Source organism: Actinoplanes sp. TFC3 (genome assembly GCF_001553785.1).
Classification (GTDB): Bacteria; Actinomycetota; Actinomycetes; order Mycobacteriales; family Micromonosporaceae; genus Actinoplanes.
In genome coordinates, this window is record NZ_LOJP01000002.1 from 1,050,322 (window position 1) to 1,064,985 (window position 14,664).

At 65.6% G+C, this 14,664-nt stretch carries 15 protein-coding genes; 7 read left to right on the forward strand and 8 right to left on the reverse strand.

Annotated features, from left to right (window positions below):
- The first annotated feature begins 51 nt into the window (after nt 1-51).
- Nucleotides 52-804 carry a GAF and ANTAR domain-containing protein gene (locus tag TFC3_RS31960; RefSeq protein ID WP_153040562.1) on the forward strand — a complete coding sequence of 251 codons (753 nt, stop codon included), beginning with the start codon at nt 52-54 and terminating at the stop codon, nt 802-804.
- Nucleotides 805-856: 52 nt separating this feature from the next.
- Here TFC3_RS31960 and TFC3_RS31965 read toward each other — a convergent pair whose 3' ends face one another.
- Entirely contained in the window at nt 857-1,420 is a 564-nt protein-coding gene (locus tag TFC3_RS31965; protein ID WP_067509386.1) for an STAS domain-containing protein, read from the reverse strand.
- Nucleotides 1,421-1,490: 70 nt separating this feature from the next.
- Nucleotides 1,491-1,829, reverse strand: coding sequence for an STAS domain-containing protein (locus tag TFC3_RS38320; RefSeq protein ID WP_236718615.1), 339 nt, complete (start codon nt 1,827-1,829; stop codon nt 1,491-1,493).
- A gap of 238 nt (nt 1,830-2,067) precedes the next feature.
- Between TFC3_RS38320 and TFC3_RS38325 the strand changes: the two genes are divergently transcribed.
- The 5 genes from TFC3_RS38325 to TFC3_RS31995 all read left to right on the forward strand — a co-directional run bounded on the left by TFC3_RS38325 (nt 2,068) and on the right by TFC3_RS31995 (nt 7,119).
- A complete protein-coding gene (locus tag TFC3_RS38325; protein WP_161952711.1) occupies nt 2,068-2,682 on the forward strand; it encodes a GAF domain-containing protein in 615 nt (204 codons plus the stop codon).
- A gap of 717 nt (nt 2,683-3,399) precedes the next feature.
- Nucleotides 3,400-4,194, forward strand: a complete 795-nt coding sequence (locus TFC3_RS31980; RefSeq protein WP_082772646.1) for a hypothetical protein — start codon at nt 3,400-3,402, stop codon at nt 4,192-4,194.
- A gap of 260 nt (nt 4,195-4,454) precedes the next feature.
- Complete coding sequence (locus TFC3_RS31985) at nt 4,455-4,817, forward strand: STAS domain-containing protein (RefSeq protein WP_082772647.1); 363 nt, start codon at nt 4,455-4,457, stop codon at nt 4,815-4,817.
- 130 nt (nt 4,818-4,947) lie between these two features.
- On the forward strand, nt 4,948-5,595 hold the full coding sequence (locus tag TFC3_RS31990; RefSeq protein WP_153040564.1) for a hypothetical protein: 648 nt from the start codon (nt 4,948-4,950) through the stop codon (nt 5,593-5,595).
- A 525-nt stretch (nt 5,596-6,120) separates the two neighbouring features.
- Nucleotides 6,121-7,119: an IS481 family transposase gene (locus TFC3_RS31995; protein ID WP_067504610.1), complete on the forward strand. Its 999-nt coding sequence runs from the start codon at nt 6,121-6,123 to the stop codon at nt 7,117-7,119.
- Nucleotides 7,120-7,232: 113 nt separating this feature from the next.
- Here the strand turns inward: TFC3_RS31995 and TFC3_RS32000 are convergent, their stop codons facing one another.
- The 3 genes from TFC3_RS32000 to TFC3_RS32010 form a co-directional block, all read right to left on the reverse strand.
- Complete coding sequence (locus TFC3_RS32000; protein WP_067509394.1) at nt 7,233-8,036, reverse strand: DUF2382 domain-containing protein; 804 nt, start codon at nt 8,034-8,036, stop codon at nt 7,233-7,235.
- Nucleotides 8,037-8,226: 190 nt separating this feature from the next.
- Nucleotides 8,227-8,877: a TetR/AcrR family transcriptional regulator C-terminal domain-containing protein gene (locus TFC3_RS32005; protein WP_067509397.1), complete on the reverse strand. Its 651-nt coding sequence runs from the start codon at nt 8,875-8,877 to the stop codon at nt 8,227-8,229.
- A 586-nt stretch (nt 8,878-9,463) separates the two neighbouring features.
- Nucleotides 9,464-10,630 carry a PP2C family protein-serine/threonine phosphatase gene (locus TFC3_RS32010; RefSeq protein WP_082772701.1) on the reverse strand — a complete coding sequence of 389 codons (1,167 nt, stop codon included), beginning with the start codon at nt 10,628-10,630 and terminating at the stop codon, nt 9,464-9,466.
- A gap of 263 nt (nt 10,631-10,893) precedes the next feature.
- On the opposite strand from TFC3_RS32010, the gene TFC3_RS36500 reads away from it, so the two are divergent.
- Nucleotides 10,894-11,403 (forward strand): ATP-binding protein, encoded by a 510-nt coding sequence (locus TFC3_RS36500; RefSeq protein WP_082772649.1) that lies wholly within the window; start codon nt 10,894-10,896, stop codon nt 11,401-11,403.
- Here the strand turns inward: TFC3_RS36500 and TFC3_RS32020 are convergent.
- The 3 genes from TFC3_RS32020 to TFC3_RS32030 form a co-directional block, all read right to left on the reverse strand.
- Entirely contained in the window at nt 11,350-12,597 is a 1,248-nt protein-coding gene (locus TFC3_RS32020) for a PP2C family protein-serine/threonine phosphatase (RefSeq protein WP_067509402.1), read from the reverse strand. The genes TFC3_RS36500 and TFC3_RS32020 overlap by 54 nt on opposite strands.
- A 125-nt stretch (nt 12,598-12,722) precedes the next feature.
- Nucleotides 12,723-13,148, reverse strand: coding sequence for an ATP-binding protein (locus TFC3_RS32025; RefSeq protein WP_067509404.1), 426 nt, complete (start codon nt 13,146-13,148; stop codon nt 12,723-12,725).
- A gap of 309 nt (nt 13,149-13,457) precedes the next feature.
- Nucleotides 13,458-14,594, reverse strand: coding sequence for an IS701 family transposase (locus TFC3_RS32030; protein WP_067509405.1), 1,137 nt, complete (start codon nt 14,592-14,594; stop codon nt 13,458-13,460).
- Between the last annotated feature and the right edge of the window lie 70 nt (nt 14,595-14,664).

The following is a 14,664-nucleotide window of genomic DNA, read 5'->3' on the forward strand; positions in this document are numbered from 1 at the left end:
GGCATGATGGGTCCGTCCGGAGCCGTACGGCCCGAGGGAAGGCAGATCGGCATGGCGGGAAAGACCGGGGAACGGCAGGGGATGCCGTCGACTGACTACACCGGTCAGAGCATCTCGAACGACCTCGCGGCGCAGCTCAGCGACATGGCCCGCGTTTTGCAGAGGGAAAGCACTCTGCACGACACCCTGGACGGGATCGTGGTCGCCGCGGTGCAGACCGTGCCGGGCGCGGAATTTGCCGGCCTGACCGTTGTCAAGGGCCGCCGCGAGGTCGAGACACCGTCCTCCACGGACAAGGTGGTGCGGTTGGTGGATCAGGCCCAGTACGAGACCGGTCAAGGTCCCTGCCTGGAAGCCACCTATCAGCAGCAAACCGTACGGCTGTCCGACATGGCTACGGAACGACGCTGGCCGGACTTCAGCCGCCGCGCCCTCGCCATGGGCATCCGCAGCATGCTGTCGTTCCAGCTTTACGTCTTTGACGACAACATGGGCGCCCTGAACCTGTACTCGCACACCACCGGTGCTTTCGGTGACGAGTCCGAGCACATCGGACTGCTGTTCGCGGCGCACGCGGCGATCGCGATGGCCGGCGCCCAGCGCGAGCACGATCTCACCCGCGCCATCTCGGTACGAGACATCATCGGGCAGGCCAAGGGCGTCCTGATGGAACGCTACAAAATCACCCATGCCCAGGCTTTTCATCTGCTGGTACGGGTGAGCCAGAACGCCAATGTCAAACTCGTCGAGGTCGCCCATCACCTGGTGCAGACCGGCGAGTTGAGCGATCCCCGCGGCCGGTAGCCAGCACCGGCCTTCGGCACGGTGATGGCCTTGCCGGCTCAGCCTTGCCGGCTCAGCTGTCCCAGGGGCGAAGGGTCGCGCTGCGGTCGACGGCCAGCTGGGCGCGGTCCCGCGTTTCCTGAGATTGCTGGCGGGCTCGCGGAGACCATTCCGACCACTCCGCCGGGTTGTTCTGCTCCCGCCGCGGCGAGGCCCCAAACGCCCGCCCGGCGCGCCCGGTGGCACTGGCGGCAGCGCCGGTGACAGTGAAGTGGCCCAGCAGGCCCAGTGCGTCCAGCACCCGGGTGACCATGGGGTTGGGATCGACCAACGTCAGCGGGATGCCGGCCTCGGTTGCCGCCCGCCGACAGGTCAGGAGTGAACGCACACCGGCCGCGTCCATGAACCTCACTCCGGCGAGATCCATATCCACCTGGGAGATCCCGGAGGTCGCGAGTGCTTGGGTAACCGCGTCGACCAGTTGCTCATCGGTGCAGCTGTCGAGCTCACCATGAACCTGCAGCCGAATCTGCTGTCCCGTGTCAGTGGCGAGGGTTTCGATGGCCAAGTCTTCGCCGGCCAGATCGGGAACATAGTCAAGCGTCATGTGGTCGCTCCGAAGGAACAAGGAGCGCATCCCCTCACTTCAGAACGGCGCGACCCCGAAGCGAATCGTATCCCGCAACGCGCCCCGGCGCCAGGTGACGCTATCGGGTGATGGCGCCGGCTTCCGAAGTGACTGCTAGCGTTTTATGGACGCCGCAGATCCGCAGTATTTGGTAGACGGTCCCGATAGCGTTCACAACCCGGAAGTTGCGGCCCAGGTCCGTGGCCGCTCCCCGGCCGAGCAACAGGGCTCGAACCCCGGCCGCGGCCAGGAAGGTGACCCGTTGCAGATCCACCACGACCTCCGAGACGTCGTACTGCTCAGCGGCGTTCAGGATCAGCCTGACCAGCGTCGCACCGGTGTCATCGTCGAGATCGCCGGCGATGAGCAAGCGGGACACCCCGGCGCCATCGCTGCGCTTGATCACGGTGAAGGACATCACCACCGCTACCTCCCTCTGGAGCGTTTCCTCGACGAAGCGCGCAGGGTGCCCACACCCAACATGATCAAACGTCGATACGTCCTCTGTGTGGCGGTTTTCAGTAATGACAGTGTTTGCGGTAACAGCCCGTATCCGGTGCTTTCTGCGGTGTCTACCCTGGAAGAAGCAGCCAGGCACGGGCGAGCGGCAATGCTCAGTCGCAGCGGCACCCCGGAAAAGGAGGGGGCGGAACCCGGTGGCACCGACAGCCCGGCGACCCACCCCGCAATCGCGGGCACCCACCAGCCAGCAGCAGGCTCGTCTGCAGCGGTTGCAGCAGGGCGTCATCGACGCGGAGCTGCGCGCCAGCCGCCGAGCCATCCTCGGCTCCTTCCGCGAACGACTTCGCCACAACCCGGCGACCCTGGCCGCCGATGACTTCCTGGCCCTGGCCGACCGGTCGATCGTCGAGACCGCCATCGTGATCGCCGCCCGGAGCATCACCGGCGTGGACGCCTGTGCCCTGCGAACCTGCGAGGCCCCCACCGGGAAGTTGCGCATCACCCGGCAGCACGGCCTCCCCCGGGCTTTCCTGGACCGCTTCGCCGCCATCGACCTGTGGCCGTACCCCGAACCGCTCCTGATCGACGATCTCACTACGAGCCCGATCCGGCGCGGTCAGCCAAGTCTCGACGGGCTGCTCGCCGCCGGTTTCCCAGCCGTACAGGCGTATCCGCTGAGCGATGGCCACGGCGCCTTGCTTGGCCTGCTGTCGCTGCACCATCGCACCACCGGGGCGCACCCCGCGCAGGATCAGCTCGCCGGGGCCGCCGCTCACGCTCTGGGCCAGCTTCCCGCCAGTCGACCGTGATGCAGCAGCCCCACGCCCAGCTCATCAGCGGCGACCCGGCCGCGTTAGAGATCGCGTGTGCCGATGAGCACGGTGTGCCCCGCCTCCTTGGGCCGGCGCTCGCTCCGACAGCTCCTGCCGAAGGGGTCTTGCCGGCCCGACGGCTCAGCCACGCGCGGGCCGGAGTCTTGTTGCTCAGGCCGGAGTCTTGTGGTCCGCCGTGCACCCGGCTACCCGTCCTTGCCGGGTCGCTCACCGGCGGTCTCGGATTCATCGGCGACGTGCGCCAGGGAATGAATTTTATTCGCGAAAAGTGCTCTCGAGAACTCCGGAAAGGGCGCGCTCGCAGGGCAGGACGGACGGCGGGCGAGGGGCGTGGCCAAGGAGAGGCGCCCTCTCGTTTATGACATAAACCGACCAGCCCCAAAGCTTGCCGATGGCGAACGTCCGATGAAGTTCTCGGTTGTCGCATCTCAGCGCTTCCTACGGGCGTGATCAGCAGTTAGGCTTCCGAAGCCGAGCTCCAGGTGTCCGAATCGCCGCATATTATGGTGTACGCGGCGCCCGTGCTACAAGCACGGGTTTATGTCCTAAACTCGGCCACGTGGTAGGTCGTCCACAACTCGCGCCGCCGAGAAAATAACTATTTTTATAGTACGGGATATGTGTTTGCTGCGACGGCGCGGCGGGGTACAGGGGCGCTCGGCTATCCCCCTGATCACATGAGCTGAGGAATCTATGTCAGACAGAATCACTGATGGCGTCGGCGACATGCTGCGTTCCGTCTTGCTGTTCCTGCCCAAGGCGCTGGCGTTCCTGGTCATCCTGCTGGTGGGCTGGCTCATCGCCAAGGCGGTCCGCAAGCTCGTCGACAAGGTCCTCGAGCGGGTCGGCTTCGACCGCCTCGTGGAGCGCGGCGGGGTTAAGACCGCCCTGCAGCGTTCCAAGTACGACGCCAGCGACATCGTCGCGAAGCTGGCGTACTACGCGATCCTGCTGTTCACCCTGCAGCTTGCCTTCGGTATCTGGGGTCCGAACCCGATCTCCGACCTGATCACCGGCGTCGTACGATGGCTGCCGCGCGCGTTCGTCGCGATCGTCATCATCGTGGTCGCGTCCGCCATTGCCAAGGGCGTCAAGGACCTCATCACTGCCAGCCTGGGCGGCCTGTCCTACGGCAAGATCCTGGCCAACATCGCCTCGGTGTTCACCCTCGGCCTGGGCATCATCGCCGCGCTCAACCAGATCGGTGTGGCCACCACGGTCACCACCCCCATTCTGATCACCGTCCTGGCGATCATCGCCGGTGTACTTATCGTCGGGGTCGGCGGCGGCGCCATCAAGCCCATGCAGACCCGGTGGGAAAGCTGGCTCAACGCTGCCGAGCGTGAAGCCGGCAACCTCTCCGGTCGCTCGACCGGTGGTTACCCGGTTAGCTCGGGATCCGGCGCTGCCGTTGCACAGCACGGCTACTCCTCCACGGAAGCCACCTTGCCGATCGACCGCAACACCGGTAGCACCGGCACTTACTGACCTTCTGCGTGACGATCGAGCCGGTACCCGTCTCGCGGTACCGGCTCGATTCCTTTGCTTACCACGAAAACCCACAAGAGCTCACTCACACAGCGCTCAACCGGAGACCCAGCCGCCGCGCGTCAGGACCTGAACCTGGTTTGACCGCCTACGCGATACCTGCACTCCCCTGCCGCGGCGTCCACCAGCTTTCACCGAGGTTGGCGAGGTCTACTCAGATGAGCCGTGATGTGCCACGACCCTGGCGGAAGTGACTCGCTATGAACAATCCCGAACGCGAACCTTCGCCGACGCTTGCGGTTGTGGTGGCGCCCCATGGCGGCGCAGGTTTGGTCGCGACCGTTCGAGGTGAGGTCGATCTGGCTACTGCACCCCAACTGCATGCCATCTTGATCGACGCGGTCACCGCCTACCAACCGCGGCAACTCGTTATCGACGCGGCTGCCATGACATTTCTTGACGCAGCCGGTATGAGCGTCCTCATCTCCGTCTACCAGCACGCCGAGGCGCACAACGTGGTGATCCGCATGGAAAACGTGCAGTCGTCAGTGATGGTGCCGCTTCGCGTTGTCGACCTCGTCGATTTTCTTCGTGTGTCCCAGCGGTCCGACATTCGACAATGATCCAATTGTATTTGCCCGTCGGCAAGGACGCTCCACGCAAGCGTCATCACCACAGATCCCCCTTATGGTTAGAAAAGCGATCGGCACGGAGAAATGGTTTTACCAATGTGACACCGGGAATTGACTGTTCATGTCAACACCTGATCGTCCCGCGGCGCGTCCTGCGGGCGCTACTCCCGTCGGGGGTAAACCGAATCGCCGCAAGTTGCTATTGCCGCTTCTTCTCGGCCTGATCGCCCTTGTCGTGCTTTTGCTTCTGCTGTCACGATGCGGCAACGACGACAAGCCGAGTTCCCCAACCGGTGCATCGTCCACCACCAGCTCGGCTTCTCCGACTGGCACCGCGACCACGGATGCAACGCCTTCCGAGCCGGCTCCCAATTCTGGCCAGCCTGGCGGGGACACGAACGCTGAGGGGACGGTCACCGCCGGCGGTGATGATCTACTCGCCGCGCAGACCAGCATCGGCCAGGGCGGACACGACGGCGAGCAAGCTGTGGGGTACGCCGTAAAGGTGCAGTCCGTGCCCGCCGACGAAGGTTTCTGGGTAGGTGCCAGCACCACCGACCGCCTGTGGGTGCAGCTGTCCGGAGTTCACGGAGAGTCTGACTACAAGGTCAAACAGGGCGATGTCCTCACCTTCACCGGCACGGTCAAGACCGCGGATAAGAGCTTCGCGGCCAACGTCGGTCTCACCGCCGGTGAAGGAGCCGACCAGCTCACCCAGCAAGGCCATTACATCTCAGTTCCTTCTTCCAGCGTCAAACTGTCCCGCTGACCTGAACAGGTACGGCTCCTATCCGGACGGGATAGGAGCCGTACCTATTTATCGTCGATGAACGGCTGTAGCAAATGGGTAAGCGCCGAGATTCTTCTGAACTGGTGTCTTACGGGCACAGGACTCGCCGGCCACCATCCACCTGTCCATTTATGGCGACCACGTGGAACGGAACTGCCCGTTCGAAATCGTCTTGACGACGACCTTCATCATGTTTCTGGTGCCGGCCCACGAACCTGTCCCGACAGCGAGTGCTGTTCGGTCTTCACCATGATGGAGAGCCGGACCCGCTTCACCGGGACAATCTCCTTGGGTGGCCACCGCTCATTCCTCGGGCAGCACGACCTCATGGATGATGCCGCCGTCAGGTCCACTGAGGTGCCCTAGATGTGCTGTCCAGGGAGGTTGGTCGAGATTGTGTGACGACACGATCTGACGATCAAGGTCTGATGTCGTGAACGGGTGAAGGCCTCCGGCTGTGGAGTGGAGCTGTCGAGGAACCACTTCCGCTAGCAGGAGGCCTTCATGTCCCACGCTAATGCCGCGTTGACCCCGCGTGCCCGATTGCGGCTGGCGCGTCTGGTCGTGGAACAGGGCTGGTCACCCGCACGAGCGGCGGAACGCTACGACGTGTCCTGGCGGACCGCGAAACGCTGGGCGGACCGCTACCGCGAGCAGGGTGCTGAGGGCATGCAGGACCGCTCGTCACGGCCGCACCACAGCCCGGCCCGCACGCCACGTCCCACGGTGCGCAAGATCGTGCATCTACGGTGGAAACAGCGACTCGGCCCGGTCCAGATCGGGGGCCGTCTCGGCATGCCGGCGTCCACTGTTCATGCGGTGCTGACCCGCTGCCGACTCAACCGGCTCTCCCACATAGACCGCGTTACCGGCGAACCGATCCGCCGTTACGAACACGACCGGCCCGGCGCGATGCTGCACGTGGACGTCACCAAATACGGCAACATCCCCGACGGCGGCGGCTGGCGCTACCTCGGCCCCCTCCAAGGCCGCCGCAACCGGGAAGCGACCGCCCGACGCACCGGAGCCCGCAGCAAGATCTACACACCTCAGGTGGGTACCGCGTTCGTGCACACCGTCATCGACGACCACTCCCGCGTCGCCTACGCCGAAATCCACACCGATGAGAAAGCCGCCACCGCGATCGGCGTACTACGCAACGCCGTCGCTTGGTTCGCCCAGCGCGGCGTCACCGTCGAACGCGTGTTGTCGGACAACGGATCGGCATATAAGTCCTACGCCTGGCGCGACGCCTGCACCGAACTCGGTATCCGGCCGAAAAAGACCCGGCCCTACCGGCCCCAGACCAACGGCAAGGTCGAACGCTTCCACCGCACCCTCAACGACGGCTGGGCCTACGCCCGCTTCTACAACAGCGAACAGGCCCGCAGGAAAGCCCTACCCGCCTTCCTGCACCATTACAACCACCACCGGCCCCACACCGCCACCGGCGGCCTACCACCCATCACCCGATTGACCAACGTCCCCGGACAGCACACCTAGAGCGCCGAACACGTCCGGATCTTCGACGATGACGCTGAGGTCCGGCCACCTTGACGAGTCCGGCACCTCACCCGTCGTGCAAGGTGAGGTGCCGGGGCAAAGCATGTCGAGATCTAGCGGCGATTCTGGCCGTCCGGGCCCTCGAACTCGATCTGCTCCTTGCGGACCTCACCGCTCACAGTTTCCTCGTCGCGGACGGTCTCCTTACCCAGCCGGACCCGCTCGACCGGCACCGTCTCGGTTTCCACCACCGGACGCTCGGCCCGCAGGGTGACCTCGTGCTCAGCCTCAGTGATCTCGGCGCCGTCGTAAGCGTCCCCGCGGTTGGCGTCGGTGATCGGCTCACGCTCCAGACGGACCTCTTCATGCGAGACCGGCACGCTCACCTGCTGCTGCTCGGTAACTACGTACTTACGCAGCCGCGCTTTGCCAACCTCCTGGGTGCGGGTGCCGGCAACCAGCCGCTCCTCCGACCGGGTCATCGCATCGTCATCGTTGCCCGACGCGTACCCGGTGTTGCCGCGATCACCGATAGCGGCGTTGCCGGCCTGGTAGGTACCGGTGGCTTGGAAGGTGCCGTCATCAGTGGTCAGGTTGCCGTCGGTTGAGGAGAACCCGTAGTAGGCGTAAAGCTGGTCCTCGTCGGCCTCGCTGAGTTGACCGTCGGCGTCGATCTGCGGGGCGTCCTTGACCTTTTCCTTGTCGAACGCCACCGTGATCCGGTCGTCAGACACCCGAGCCTGCCGAAGCGGAACGAAGGTCTCTTTGGTGCCGAACAGGCCGGTGCGGACCGACACCCACTCCGGGTCACCGGTGTTGTTGTCCAGGTAGATCTGGCCCACCGAGCCGATCTTGTCACCGTCGGAGTCGTACACGTCGGCGTCGGACAGTCGGGCAATGTCGTTCTGGGTAATCACGACGGATCCTCTCCATATGGGGGGGGTGGCGCGCGACCAAAGTAGACCGCTACTGGAAGCATGGATATCATCGGCCAATAAACGAGAATCTTTTATCGGCCGATGACACCTCTGCACTCCTCAACCCTGTGCCCGCCGAGTTTATGACGTAAACAACGAAGATTATGCATCGTTTACCCACTGCGTGCCGTCACTGTTCAGCGGTCAGCCGGGCTGGGCGCCGCCGGCGCGGCAGCAGTAGCGCCACCCGGTCGAGCAGTGCTTCCAAGGCTTCCTCGAAGTCCTGAGCGGCGACATCGATGGACAGATGCGCCTCGAGGCGCTGTAAGACCGGATAAGGAGTCAGGTCCTCCAGCGGTGAGGTATCCGGTTCCTCGACAGGACCGGTCTCTACGCCGCGGGCGGAGACCTCCAGCAGCAGATAGCCGAGCAAGAAGCTACTGAAGGCCCGATATGCGGCGGCGGCATCCTCATCGGAGAAGCCCGCACCGGTCATCACCTCCAGCAACGACTCGATCCAGCGCAGGCTGCGCAGGGGCGGGCGTACCCATGGCGCCGCTGGCGGCCGGGTTGCCACCAGCGGAAACACCTCAGGATGCGCTAACGCGATCCGGCGGAGACCGTGAGCCAGACGCTGCAGATAATCCACCCAGCCGGCATGGCCCTCCAGGTGCACATCAGGATCACCGAACAACTCGTCAACGACCGTCTCTACGACACCGTCGAGGAGCGCCTCCCTGCCGGGAACATAACGATAGAGGGCCATGCCCTCAACGCCGAGATACCTACCGAGGCGTTGCATCGTCAACGCGCGCAACCCGTTCTCGTCGATGAACTGCACAGCCGCCCCCAGGACGCGCCGCTGATCGAGCCCGCTTTGACCAGTTGAGGGAGCCCCAGCGGGAGCCACCGCCGATGCCCCACCACGCGCCTCAGGAGTATCCGGATCCGACATACGGCACCTTTTCCAGTCGAGAGGTCCAGCACGAACTGCACCAGTCTTCCACGCTCGATACCGCATCATCGAACTATTACTTCACCTTTTGCCCACCGGTGCATGGAAGTTCCTGCAGGCATTCCCTCGCTGCCTCGCTAAACCAGACCGGCCCAATCTGGTGGGAAAGTCGAGCCTTGTCCAAGGTTTCCTGGAACAAATCCCAAATGACCCGCCGAACTCGAACAATGCTGTGCTGGTTCTCCCGGCAAAAGGCTTTGACCCTGGCACCTCCGACCGTGGCGGGGTGGAAGGCCGATCACCTCCCCGAGATCCTCTGCAGCGTCCGGCGATCCAGCGGAGAAGGCGAGCAGACGGTAAGCGGCCACCGCGTCCAGTGGGGGCGCGGCTGGGGTTCACGCCGGCTAGAAGCACGGTCAGGCACCGATCCGGGTGACAGGCCCCCGCAAGCGAGCGTGGCAACCGCGGGAGGCTACGGGGAAAGCCAGGTCAGATACAGCAGGGCGGTGTCGTCGCTGTGGCGGCCGTCGTCGCCGCGCTGGACCTCAGCCAGCAACGCGCTGACGTATTCGCCCGGGTCAGTGATCGTGCTCAGCCGGGTGGCGAGTTCGACGAAGCGTTGTTCGCCCAGGCGGGTGCCGTCGTCGCTGAACCCTTCGTAGACGCCGTCGGTGAACAGCAACAACCCAGCGCCCGCGGGAAGGTCGACGACCGATTCCTCCTGCCAGCGGCCGCGGCCGGGGAACATTCCCAGTGCCAGGTGGTGACGGATGGGTGCGGGCTGTGCGTGGCCGGGGGTGATGATCAGGGGTGCGGGGTGCCCGGCGCTGACAACGACCACGCGGGACCGGTCGGGATCGACGCGGATGGTGCAGGCGGTGGCGAACATGCCGTCGTGGGGCCGTTCGGCGACCAGGACCCGTTCGAGCAGCCGCATCCGGATGGCCTTGCCGACGCCGGCCAAGGTCAGGGTGCGCCAACCGACGCGCAGGCCCACACCGATCGCGGCCTCATCCGGGCCGTTACCGCAGACGTCACCGATCACGGCGTGGACCGCGCCGTCATCGTCCTGCACGAGGTCGAAGAAGTCGCCGCCGAGCAGGGAGCGTCCTCGCCCCGGCACATACCTGCTCACTACTGTCAAAGCCGCGTCGGTGGTCAACGGGGTCGGCAACAGCCCGCGTTGGAGCCGATCGTTCTCACGCGTCTGCAGCCGGCTCTCCCGCAGTTGCCGCTCGGCGCTGTGGGCACGCCGCCGATGAATCGCGTACTCGATGGTGCGGCCGAGAAGGAGCCCGTCGACGTGGCCCTTGACGAGGTAATCCTGGGCTCCCGCGGCAACGGCCGCGGCGCCCATGGTGGCGTCATCAAGGCCGGTCAGCACGACCACAGCGGTTTCCGGCCACCGGTCCAGGACCCGGCGCAACGCGTCCAGCCCCCGACCGTCCGGCAGATGCAGATCCAGCAGGACGCAGTCGGGCAGCGTGAGCACCGACAGCGCCTCGGCCAAGCTGCCGGCCTGATCGAAGCGGCCGGTGATCCCGCTGTCCACCAGATGCTCACGGGTGAGCAGCACGTCGGCCGGATCATCCTCGATCAGCAGAACGGCTACGTCGCCCTGCCGTACGTCTGCCGGCACTTCTGGCGTTCCGTCGAACCGCGTCCCCGTCCGCAGGCCGCCATCACCGATCACCGGCCCGTTCCCTTCTCCTCACAACCACGACCGCAAAGCCGACACGGTTCCGACCCGACGTCCGGGACTGCTTTCCGGCAGCATTCATTATGGCCTGACCGGCCTTCGGGCCGATGGGGCCGCGCCATCTCCCTACGCCCGCGGGCGCGCTGCCATGATGCACAGCCCGCATCGGGGTGAGGTAGGTGGCGCCTGGGTAAACGAGAGACATGGTCAGCTTGCGATCGGGGCCGCCACCGCCTGCGGCGGCGGTGCAGCAATGGGCGGTGGCCGACTACACAGAATTACGGGCGATGCGTGCTTCTCTTCGGCAGGCCATCGATGGGCAGTTACTGCCGCCCAGCCCGCGGCTCGACGACCTGGCAGAGCACATGTCGATCGTCGCCACGGAGCTGACCACCAATGCCCTGAGACACGGCCAGTCCGAGGCGGTAGTGCGGTTGAGCCGCTCCGCTACGGTCTTCGTCGTCGATGTCGCCGATGAAATGCCGTCCGTCCCCCCGCGACTCCACGAGCCGCAGACGTCCCAGATCGGTGGCCGAGGACTCCACATCGTCCAAGAGTTGGCGACCGACACCGGGTGGTACCTCACCTCGGGGCACAAACATGTCTGGGCGCAATTTCGCATCCCCCGCCGCGTACGACAGTTTCCAGCGCCTCGGATCTCAGTGTTCGACCTCAAGACTTTCGTCCGTTTGCTGCGCCGCACGGGCCACTGAAAGATCTGCTCCGATCGGGCCGAGCCAGTGCAGCAGCAGGACGGTGGCATCGTCCTGGAGGCGATCGTCCTGGTACTCGAGGATGGCGTGCACGAGCCGGCGGGCGGTTTCAGCAGCGGGCAGGTCAGCGGCGAGAGCCCTCTGAGCAAAGGCGATGAGCCGGTCGACCCCGAACGGGTTGCCGTCGCGGTCACGGGCCTCAACGATCCCGTCGGTGTAGAGCAACACCTGATCGCCGGGTTCGAGGGCATGCTCGATGACGACCGGAACGCGCCGGTCGCCGTAGGGAACCGGCAGAGCAGTCGGGGTGGGCAGCACCATGACCACGCGCCCGCCCCGCAGCACGATGCCACTGGGATGACCGGCGGAGATCACCTCCAGGACGCCGCTGCGCTGATCGAGTTCGGCCAGGACCGCGGTGATCATGCCGTTGCGGTCGTGGGCTCTGATCGCCTGGTCGATGTGACGGTAGGTGGCGACGAGATCCAGGCCGGTACGGCGGGCGTTGCGGTAGGCCGCGATCGCGATGCACGCCAGCACAACGGTACGCATCCCGCCGGCCGAGCCGTGCCCCACCGCGTCGAACAGGGCCAGGTGGGCGGTGTCGTCGTTGACGGCGTAGTCGAAGGCGTCACCGCCGACGTCATAGCAAGGTTCCAGGATGCCGGCGATCACCGTGCGACTGGTGGCAAACGTCAGCGGGGGCAGCTGGCCACGCAACATCTCGGCAGCCAACTTCATCGGCTCGCGGCGGCGCCGTCGTTCAATGGTGTCGCTGTAGAGGTCACCGGTCACGACCAACTCCCCCACCAAGGCGGCGACGGTGGCGCAGTCGGCGACAGCCTCGTCGGTCAGCGGCTGGCCCGCGGTGACCTGCAGGACACCCATCCGCTCACTGCCGTCGAGCAGCGGAACCCATACCCCTTCCTCGCCGGCCTCCGGCTCGCAACGCACGGGTAGGAGAGTGCTGAAGGCCCGACCCGCCAGGGTGCCGTCGATTGTCGTTGTGGCGCTGTCCGGCGACCGGTCACCGAGCAGCGGCAGCAGTAACCGCTGCTGGTGGTCGACCACGTAGATGACCAGGGCAGATACGCCGAGCAGCGGGGCGGCCTGCATGGCCATGTCGGCAAGATCCTCGGGACGGGCACGGTAGCCCTGGCGGATCAACTGCCGCACCGCCTCGAGCGTACTCACCGTGTCCCTCTTCCCTGCCCGCTCCGGTGCCGGGGCGGAGCCGATTCAACCAGACACCCTGCCCGGCATGCCGCAGGTGCGGGCACCGCTGTGGCGTCAGCGGCCAGCCGCCAGCTATCGCGTGGTTACGCTGCGCTGAGGTGGTGGGGATCGACGACCGCGGCCAGCTCGACCCAGACGACCTTCCCGGCGGGGCAGGTCCGTACACCCCAGCGGCGAGACATTGCCTCGATCAGCAGCAAGCCTCGACCCCCGGCGCGGTGAGCCTCGGGATGGCGGGTGTGCGGGACGGTGATGCTGGTGTCGCCCACCTCCACCAGCACGATGCCGGTGGCAACGCTGATGATCAGCTCGCCTTCGCCAGTGGTGTGCTGGCTCACGTTCTGAACCAGCTCGCTGATCACGATCAGCACGTCGTCGAGCCACTCCGCTTCGGCGGCGGCCGTCGACTCCTGCAGGGTCGTACGGGCGCTGTGCCGGATCGGCATGGCGGGGTCGCCGTTGCGGAACGGACGCCGCAGCAGTTCCACCGTGTCGCCAATCTCCTGCACAATCCCGCTATCTGCCCGACATCATGACAGGTAAACGTAGGGGCGCCGCCGGAGCGGGAAGTGGCCTCGACGCTGCGTGCACCGCCAGGAAATGGTTGTTGTTGAGCAAGGATCCAGTCGTGTGGGCTTAGTACTGCAACGGCATTCATCGGAGTGCGTAGCCTCGGCGTTTGTAGTGGCTGAGGCGGGCTTGGTGCTGGCGTCTGCGGCGCCAGCGTGACCACCACCAGACGTGGTGTTTCGGCTGGTGGCAGCGGACGGACAGTGCGGCGAGCAGGCGGCGGATCTCGGGTACGGTGTAGCCGATCATCATGTCGTCGCCGGCGCGGGTTCCCCTTTTATCGCAAGGGTTCTGGCGACGACGAGCCAGGCGTGAGCGGCCATGGACAAAGTGATGTGGGCATACCAGGCCCGCCAGTCACGAACCTGGTACTCGTCCAGGCCGGCGGTGTTCTTGGCCTGCTGGAAGCATTCCTCGACCGCCCACCGGCTGCCGGCGATCCGGGCCAGGTCCATCAACCGGCTTTTCCGAGGTCCGTAACAGACGTAATAGGCCAGCTCACCGGTGCTCATGTTGCGCCGGGCGAGAAGCCAATGGCCGCGTCCGGGCCGCCAGAACACCCGGATCGGCACCCGCGCCCACAGGTACTCGCGAGGTCCGTGAGCCCCGGCACCCGCGGAAATCCGTGACCAGGCACGGCCGGTTAGTGACGCGATCAGCTCGTCGACTCGGGCGTGGCCCATCCTCGTGGTGACCACGTCATCGTTGCGGCGGGTCGCGACCACGTGCGGCTGGTCGTGCTCCTCCATGAAGACCCGCAACGATTTCGACTGGCCGTAGGCCTCGTCCATCGTGACCCACCCGGCTGGCACCCCGGCGGCGAACACCCTGGCCAGCATGGTGCGAGCCATCTGCACCTTCGACGCGAACTCCACCTCGTCCGGGATCCCGGCGCCCCGGCACCGTTCACGGTCATCGGTCCAGGCCTGGGGAAGATAGAGCTGCCGGTCGATCAACGCATGGCCTCGGCCGGAGCGGTAGGCCATGAACACACCTACCTGGCAGTTCTCGACCCGCCCAGCGGTCCCGGAGTACTGCCGGGCCACCCCGGCGGACTTGACGCCTTTCTTGAGGAACCCGGTGTCATCGATGATCAGCACGCCGTTCGAGTCGCCGAGGTGCTCGATCACATAGTCGCGGATGTCGTCTCGCACGGCGTCGACGTCCCAATCCGCCCACCGCAACAGCCGTTGCATCCCGTCCGGCGAGACGTCACCGGCCTGCTCAGCCACCGTCCAACCGTTGGTCCGTTCCAAACCCGCGACCAGCCCGGCCAGGTACTGCCGGGCCCGCCGCCGCGGCTCCGACCTGGTGAAACGACACGCAATCCGGGCATGCAACCGGTCCAGCTCCGCCGACCACTGCGCAACATCGACATCCGTCACACCATGCCCAACGAGCCGATCATGAAGACGTCTCGCCTGCCGACTGCCGTTGCAGTATTAGGCCCAGGTG